7 protein-coding genes are annotated in these 6,741 nt (G+C 70.6%); 3 read left to right on the forward strand and 4 right to left on the reverse strand.

What is annotated here, in order from left to right; genetic code table 11:
* Positions 1–279 precede the first annotated feature (279 nt).
* Together JQN83_RS32450 and JQN83_RS32455 are read right to left on the reverse strand one after the other, a co-directional pair.
* Positions 280–2,397, reverse strand: a complete 2,118-nt coding sequence (locus JQN83_RS32450) for an acetoacetate--CoA ligase (RefSeq protein ID WP_208570973.1) — start codon at positions 2,395–2,397, stop codon at positions 280–282.
* A gap of 571 nt (positions 2,398–2,968) precedes the next feature.
* Positions 2,969–3,484, reverse strand: a complete 516-nt coding sequence (locus JQN83_RS32455; protein ID WP_208570974.1) for an acyl-CoA thioesterase — start codon at positions 3,482–3,484, stop codon at positions 2,969–2,971.
* A 23-nt stretch (positions 3,485–3,507) separates the two neighbouring features.
* On the opposite strand from JQN83_RS32455, the gene JQN83_RS32460 reads away from it, so the two are divergent.
* A complete protein-coding gene (locus JQN83_RS32460) occupies positions 3,508–4,182 on the forward strand; it encodes a hypothetical protein (RefSeq protein WP_208570975.1) in 675 nt (224 codons plus the stop codon).
* A gap of 72 nt (positions 4,183–4,254) precedes the next feature.
* Here JQN83_RS32460 and JQN83_RS32465 read toward each other — a convergent pair whose 3' ends face one another.
* Positions 4,255–5,046 (reverse strand): GntR family transcriptional regulator, encoded by a 792-nt coding sequence (locus JQN83_RS32465; RefSeq protein WP_208570976.1) that lies wholly within the window; start codon positions 5,044–5,046, stop codon positions 4,255–4,257.
* Positions 5,047–5,265: 219 nt separating this feature from the next.
* On the opposite strand from JQN83_RS32465, the gene JQN83_RS32470 reads away from it, so the two are divergent.
* Positions 5,266–5,418, forward strand: coding sequence for a hypothetical protein (locus JQN83_RS32470; RefSeq protein ID WP_208570977.1), 153 nt, complete (start codon positions 5,266–5,268; stop codon positions 5,416–5,418).
* Positions 5,415–6,566, forward strand: a complete 1,152-nt coding sequence (locus JQN83_RS32475) for a helix-turn-helix domain-containing protein (RefSeq protein WP_307800021.1) — start codon at positions 5,415–5,417, stop codon at positions 6,564–6,566. Before JQN83_RS32470 ends, JQN83_RS32475 begins: the two co-directional genes overlap by 4 nt.
* A 12-nt stretch (positions 6,567–6,578) precedes the next feature.
* Here JQN83_RS32475 and JQN83_RS32480 read toward each other — a convergent pair.
* Positions 6,579–6,741, reverse strand: a 163-nt coding sequence (locus JQN83_RS32480) for an acyl-CoA dehydrogenase family protein (protein ID WP_269749297.1), incomplete at its 5' end; no start/stop codon positions are given.

Here is a 6,741-nt window from a genome sequence, read left to right on the forward strand (position 1 = left end):
CCGACCCGAAGCCCACAGATGCTCCAACACCTGCCGATGCCCGAACGTCAACACACCCGGCTTCGCCACCAGGACCTCCAACCCAACCCAAGATCAGTTGCACTGAAGCCTAGAAACCGCCGGGGCGGATTGACGTAAAGCTCTTGATCACCGGGGCGAGGCGGGGCGGGCAGGGCGGAGCCGGGGGCAGGGGTGGGGCGGGGCGGGCAGGACCCACGGGTAGAGCGGGCGGGCGGGCAGGAGACGGGTGGGGCGGAGCCGGGGCAGGGGTGGAGTGGATTAGGGGGTGGGGCGGGTTTGGGCGAAGGCGGCGAAGGCGGTGAGGGACTCCGGGTTGGCCAGGGCACCCTGGGCGGCTGCCGAGTCGACCGGAGTGCCGGTGAGGATCTTCTTGACCGGGACTTCCAGTTTCTTGGACGACAGCGTGCGCGGGACCGCCCTGACCTGGTGAATCTCGTCGGGGATGTGCCGGGGCGACAGGGCGGTACGCAGCTCACGGGCGATCTTGCGGCGCAACGCGTCGTCGAGTTCGAGGCCCTCGGCGAGCACCACGAACAGCAGCAGCTCCCCCGCCCCACCCTCGTCGTCCTCCAGGTGCACCACGACCGAGTCGACCACCTCGTCGAGGCCCTCCACCACCGAGTAGAACTCGGCCGTGCCGAGCCGTACGCCGCCCCGGTTGAGGGTGGCGTCGGACCGGCCGGTGATCACGCAGCCGCCCCGCTCGTTGATGGTGATCCAGTCGCCGTGCCGCCACACCCCGGGATAGACGTCGAAGTACGCCTCCGTGTAGCGGCGACCGTCCGGGTCGTTCCAGAAGCCCACCGGCATGCTCGGCATGGGCGCGGTGATCACCAGTTCGCCCAGTTCGCCGAGGACGGGGGTGCCGTCGGCCGAGCGGGCCTCCACCTTCGCGCCGAGTGCCCGGCAGGTGATCTCACCGGCGTACACCGGTAGCAGCGGCACCCCGCCGACGAAGCCGGTGCAGACGTCCGTCCCCCCGGACAACGACTGGAGCTGGAGGTTGGTGCCGACCGTGTCGTACACCCAGGTGAAGCCTTCGGCGGGCAGCGGCGCTCCGGTGGAGCCGACCCCGCGCAGCGCGGACAGGTCGGCGACGTCCTTCGGGACCAGGCCGGCCTTGCGGCAGGCCAGCAGGAACGGCGCGGACGTGCCGAAATAGGTGGTGCCGGTCTCGTCGGCCAGCCGCCACAACGCGCCCAGGTCGGGGTGGCCGGGGTTACCGTCGAACAGCACGATCGTCGCCCCGACGGCCGGCCCGGAGACCAGGAAGTTCCACATCATCCAGCCGGTGGTGGTGAACCAGAAGAACCGGTCGGCCGGGCCGAGATCGTGGTGCAGGGCGAGCATCTTGAGATGTTCGAGCAGGATGCCGCCGTGCCCGTGCACGATCGGCTTCGGCAGGCCGGTGGTGCCCGAGGAGTAGAGCACGTAGAGCGGGTGGTCGAACGGGACCGGGGTGAAGGTCAACGCCCCGTCGGTCTCCGCCGCCAGGTCGGCCCAGCTCAGGCTGCTCTGTGGTACGCCGTCCGGCGCGGCCTCCGCACCGCCGACGGGACCACCGGACAGCGCGGATGCCGGGGCAGCGCCGTCGGAACCGGCCGGAGGGGCAGCGCCGTCGGAACCGGCCGGAGGGGCAGCGCGGTCAGAACCGGCCGGGGCGGAGCCGTCGGGGCCGGTCGGGTGCAGGTAGGGGATGTGGACGGTGTGGGTCAGCGATGGCAGGGCGGCTCGGATCGCGGCCACCTCGGCCCGCCTGTCGACCGGCTTGTCGCCGTACCGGTAGCCGTCCACGGCCACCAGGACCTTCGGGGCGATCTGCTGCCAGCGGTCGACGACACTACGGGTGCCGAACTCCGGGGCACAGGACGAGAAGATCGCCCCGAGGCTGCTGGTGGCCAGCAGCAGCACGTACGTCTCGGGGATGTTCGGTGCGTACGCGGCCACCCGGTCCCCGGCGACGACGCCGAGGCGGCGCAGCCCGGCCGCCACCCGACGGACCTGCTCGCGCAGTTCGGCGGCGGTCAGGGTGACCGGCGGGCGGGTCTGGGAGTGGGCGACCACCACCGGGTCGTCATCGGCGCGACCGGGCAGCCGCAGCACGTTCTCGGCGTAGTTGAGCGTCGCGCCGGGGAACCACCGGGCACCGGGCATCGCCGCATCGGTCAGGGTCGCCGTCGGCGGGGTGTGCGCCACCACCTCGAAGTGGTCCCAGATCGAGCGCCAGAAGGCGTCCAGGTCGGTGACCGACCACTGCCACAGCGCGTCGTAGTCGGCGAAGTCCAACCCCCGGTGCTCCCGCAGCCACCGCAGGTAGCCACCGATCCGGGACCGCTCGCGTACGTCCGCCGGCGGCGTCCACAGCACGTCACCCACCGCTCCACCCTCCCTGAGGCCCACACGGCACTGTGCCCGGCCATACCGCCATCTTGCCTACCTCGCAGCGCCATCATCCACACCGGGGCCCACCACGGAAACGTGCCCCGCGCACACAATCCGTCCCCACCCCCGCTCACCCCACCCCACCCCACCCCACCGCCGAGCCCGACTCAACCCGCCGAGCCCGCCTCAACCCGCCGATCCGGCTGATCCCATTCGACCAGACCCCGTTGATCAAGAGGTTCGGGTCAAATTCCAGCCCGAACCTGACGCATACCTCTTGATCACCGCACCGGCACATTCCACCCCGGCCGCAGCGATGGGCTGGAGCCGGTGATCAAGAGGTTTGCGTCAACATTGAGCCGATACCTGACGCAAACCTCTTGATCACCGGGCTGGGACGCCCAATGCCGGTGCAGCCGAGGGGCTGGGGGTGGTGATCAAGAGGTTTGGGGCAGGGCTGGGCGCGGAGCTGACGTAAATCTCTTGATCACCGGGGCGGGAGGGGGTGCTGGGGGGAGGAGGGGTGGGAAGGGGGAGCTGGGGGGGAGGGGTGGGAGGGAGGGGGTTAGGAGGCGCGGTGGGCTTGGATGGCGCGGCGTTTGGCCAGGCGGTGGGCGCGGCGGATCTCGGCCTCCTTGTAGCGGCGGTGATCGTCGGGGGTCTCCGGGAGTACGGGGCGGACCGGGCGGGGTGCGCCGGCCACGTCCACCCCGACGAAGACCAGGTAGGCGGTGGCCACCCGGACGGGTTCGTCCTCGGCCGAGTCCCAGCGCTCGGCGACCACCTTCACCCCCACCTCCATCGAGGTGTTGCCGGTCCAGTTGACCTGGGCGTGGGCGTGCACCAGGTCACCCACCCGGACGGGCTCGGAGAAGATGATCTCGTCGATGGAGGCGGTCACCGCCGTGCCGCCGCTGTGCCGGGCCGCCGCCGCCCCGGCCACGTCGTCGACGAACTTCATCAACACCCCACCGTGCACGGTTCCGTACAGGTTGACATCGACAGCGGTCATGATGCGACTCAGCGTGACCCGGGAGTACGACGTCGGCTTGCCGGGAGGGGTGGTGGGGTGCTCGGTCATGGCAGAAACGGTACGGTGCGCCAATGCGACATCTCTGGAGCTTCCTCGCCGGGCTGGTGGTGGCACCCGTCACGTGGGTGCTGATCACCCTCGGGCAGGACGGGTCGGGCCGGACCGTGGACCGCTGGGTGGAGATCGGCACGTACAACACGGCCAACCTGATCGAGCCGACCGTCTACCTCGGCGTCGCCGGCATCCTGCTCGGCCTGGTCGGCACGCTGCGCACCTCGCCGCTCGGCCCGCTCGTCGCCGGGCTGCTGCTGGTCACCCCGTACGTCGGGATGTTCATCGCCCCGTTCACCGTGCTCGACTGGATCCCGAGCGGCTGGAAGGTGCTCGGCGACCCGCTGCCGCTGCACCAGCCGGTGCAGAACGGCACCCTGTTCCTGATCGGCGTGTTGCTGCTGATGGCCGTGTTCAGCGCCCAGCGGTGGCGGCGCTGGCCGCAGCCGGCGACCGGGACGGAATCGGCCCCGGCCGACTACGACGACCCGCCACCGCCCAGCTATGCCACGAGCGACTGGCCGCCGGCCGGTCCGCCCGCCCGCAGCGAGCCGGACACCGCGCCGCTCACCCTCGGCTACCCCGATCTGGACACCCCCACCGAGCCGCTGCCCCGGCGGGCCGGGACCGAGTCGCCGTGGTCCGCCCCGCCGCGCTACGGGGCCAAGCCGGAAAACAGCCCCGACAATCGTTGACCGCTGGCGGGTGGGCCGACCCGACCGGCCCACCCGATCATCCGGTACGGCTTCTACACGGCCGAGCAGTTGTCAGGACGGCTCGGCCCCCTCGGGCGGTGACCAGGGATCGACGGGCAACTCGTAGACGAGTCGGTAGCGGTCACCAGGGAACACGATGTCGGCGGTTTCCACTGCGGTCTGCCCGGCGAAGTAGGTGCGCTCGACTTCGATCACCCACCTGCCGCCGCGCCGGTCGAGTTCGAGGGCGGCAGCCTCTTCCGGCATCGCCTGCCTGGTCGCCACCTCTTCCACAAACCGGTCGACGGCCACACCGATGAAGTCCATCCGAGCGACCACGCCGATGATCGGACCTCGCTCGGGGTACTCGATCGGCGTACCGCCGGTGATGGCCAGCGGCTCGTAGGAGTCGGCAAGTTGTATCGGGACTCCGTCGGCCAGGTAGCGGTACCTGGTGTGCATGACTGTGTCGCCGGGCTGAATGCCGAGCCGTTCGGCGATGCGGGGCGTCGCGGGAATCTTCCTGCTCTCAGACTCCCAGCTCGGCTGCTGGCCTGCGGCTTCGCTGTCCCGGGCGAACGGTGACGTGCTGCCGGTGCGGTTGCGCATGTCCCGGGAGTGGGCGCGGCGCACGAGCGGTGTGCGGCTGCGGACGTAGTTGCCCGATCCCCGTCGGCCTTCGATGAGCCCTTCGCTGCGGAGCATGGTGAGGGCGTGCTTGATGACGGTGCTGGAGAAGCCCCAGCGCTGCTGGAGTTCCCTCTCGGTGGGCAGCTTGTCCCCAGAGGACAGTTCACCGCCAAGGATCCGCTGTCGCAGGTCATCCACGACGCGCTGATAGTTGGGCGGCTCCCTGCCGGTCATGGATGACCCCTCCACGTGGACGCACCTGCTCACGGTCAAGTCGACCACGTCTCCGCAGGCGCAGCAAACAATGTCGAACGTTCATGATCCGAAAGTTAGCACAATTAAATCCTTTACTGATCCAGAGTTAGTGCGCTAACTTTCGTAGCAGTACAGGAGCTCTCACTCAGGGCTATCTGCACAGCTCACAGCCCCGCTTACCCGAAGGTAAGAGTGATCATGAGATCTGAAGTGGTATCGATCGTGTTCGGGGGCCTGGTGCCGGGCTTCCTGGTGGGGTTGCTGGCGTTCCGGGTCAAGTCGAGGTGGTGTCCGCGCTGCGGCGAGTCCACCACCGTGGCCGTACCCCCGCCGGTGGAGCGGGACCGGTGAACCGGCCGGCGCAGACCGACGTCGACGAGCTGCCGATCGGCCGGCGGGTGGCCCGCTGGCGGGTACGCCGCCGGATGACCCAGCAGATGCTCGCCGACCGGCTCGGCAAGTCCAAGAGCTGGGTGGACAAGGTCGAGCGCGGCGTACGCAGCCTCGACCGGTACTCGACCGTCCAGGAGATCGCCGAGGTGCTGCGCCTCGACCCGGCCACCCTGCTCGACCCCCGCAGACCGCTACCGCCCGTGACCGCCGGCCTCGACGGTGTCGACGCGGTCCGCGCCGCCCTGGCCCGCTACCACCACCAGCGGCCGGCCCGGGCGGTGTCGCCCGACGAACTGGGGCGGCATGTCGCGCACGCCTGGCTCACCTACCAGCACGCCCACTACACGCAACTGCTCCGGGCCCTGCCCACCCTGCTCGACGCCACCCGTGCCAGCCCGGGACCGCTGGTGTCCGCGTACCGGATCACCGCATCGGTGCTGGTCAAGCTCGGTGAGGCCGATCTCGGTTGGCTCGCCGCCGACCGGGCCGTCGCCGCCGCCGTGGGGGACCCCGTCCGCGCCGGCACCGCGACCATCGTCGTGGCCCAGGCACTGCGCGCGCTCGGCCGCGACCGGCTCGCCCTCACCGCCGCCGTCGCCGCCATCGGCACCGCCACCGACGACGCGGTACGCGGAACGCTGTTCCTCCAGGCCGCGCTTGCCGCCGCCGGCTGTGGTGACGGCCGCCGCGTCGACGACCTGATCGACCACGCCACCGTTCTCGCCAACCGGTGTACGAGCGGCGACGACCCGCACCACACCGCGTTCGGTCCCACCGCCGTGCTGCTGGCCCGCTTCCTGACCGCGCTGCGCCTCGGCGACACGGCCGAGGCGGTCTACCACCACGAAAAGGCGGTCGGGCGCGACGACTGGCGTCGGCTTCCCGCCGAGCATCGGGCCGCGCACCTCGTCGACGCCGCCCGCGCCTACCTCGACGCCGGTGACCTCGCCGCCGCCGGTCGTACGCTGGTCGACGCCGACACCATCGCGCCCGCCGAGGTCCGCTACCGCCCCGCCGCGCGTACTCTCCTCGCCGAGATCGCCCGCAGCGGCCCGCCGGCCGCCGACGTGGCCCGCCTCGCCACCACCGTCGGCCTCACCCGCTGACCGTCAGGGTAGTCAGTCCTTGAGGAGCTGGCGGGCCATGACGATCCGCTGGACCTGGTTGGTGCCTTCGTAGATCTGGGTGATCTTGGCGTCGCGCATCATCCGTTCGACCGGGTAGTCGCGGGTGTAGCCGTAGCCGCCCAGCAACTGCACCGCGTCGGTGGTGATCTCCATC

The organism is Micromonospora antibiotica (assembly GCF_017599305.1).
Lineage (GTDB): Bacteria > Actinomycetota > Actinomycetes > Mycobacteriales > Micromonosporaceae > Micromonospora > Micromonospora antibiotica.

Bases quoted from the DNA above. Each gene is read 5' to 3' on its own strand.
- JQN83_RS32470 (WP_208570977.1), top strand. From the start codon at position 5,266: ATGAGATCTGAAGTGGTATCGATCGTGTTCGGGGGCCTGGTGCCGGGC.
- JQN83_RS32465 (WP_208570976.1), bottom strand. From the start codon at position 5,046: ATGACCGGCAGGGAGCCGCCCAACTATCAGCGCGTCGTGGATGACCTG.
- JQN83_RS32455 (WP_208570974.1), bottom strand. From the start codon at position 3,484: ATGACCGAGCACCCCACCACCCCTCCCGGCAAGCCGACGTCGTACTCC.
- JQN83_RS32460 (WP_208570975.1), top strand. From the start codon at position 3,508: ATGCGACATCTCTGGAGCTTCCTCGCCGGGCTGGTGGTGGCACCCGTC.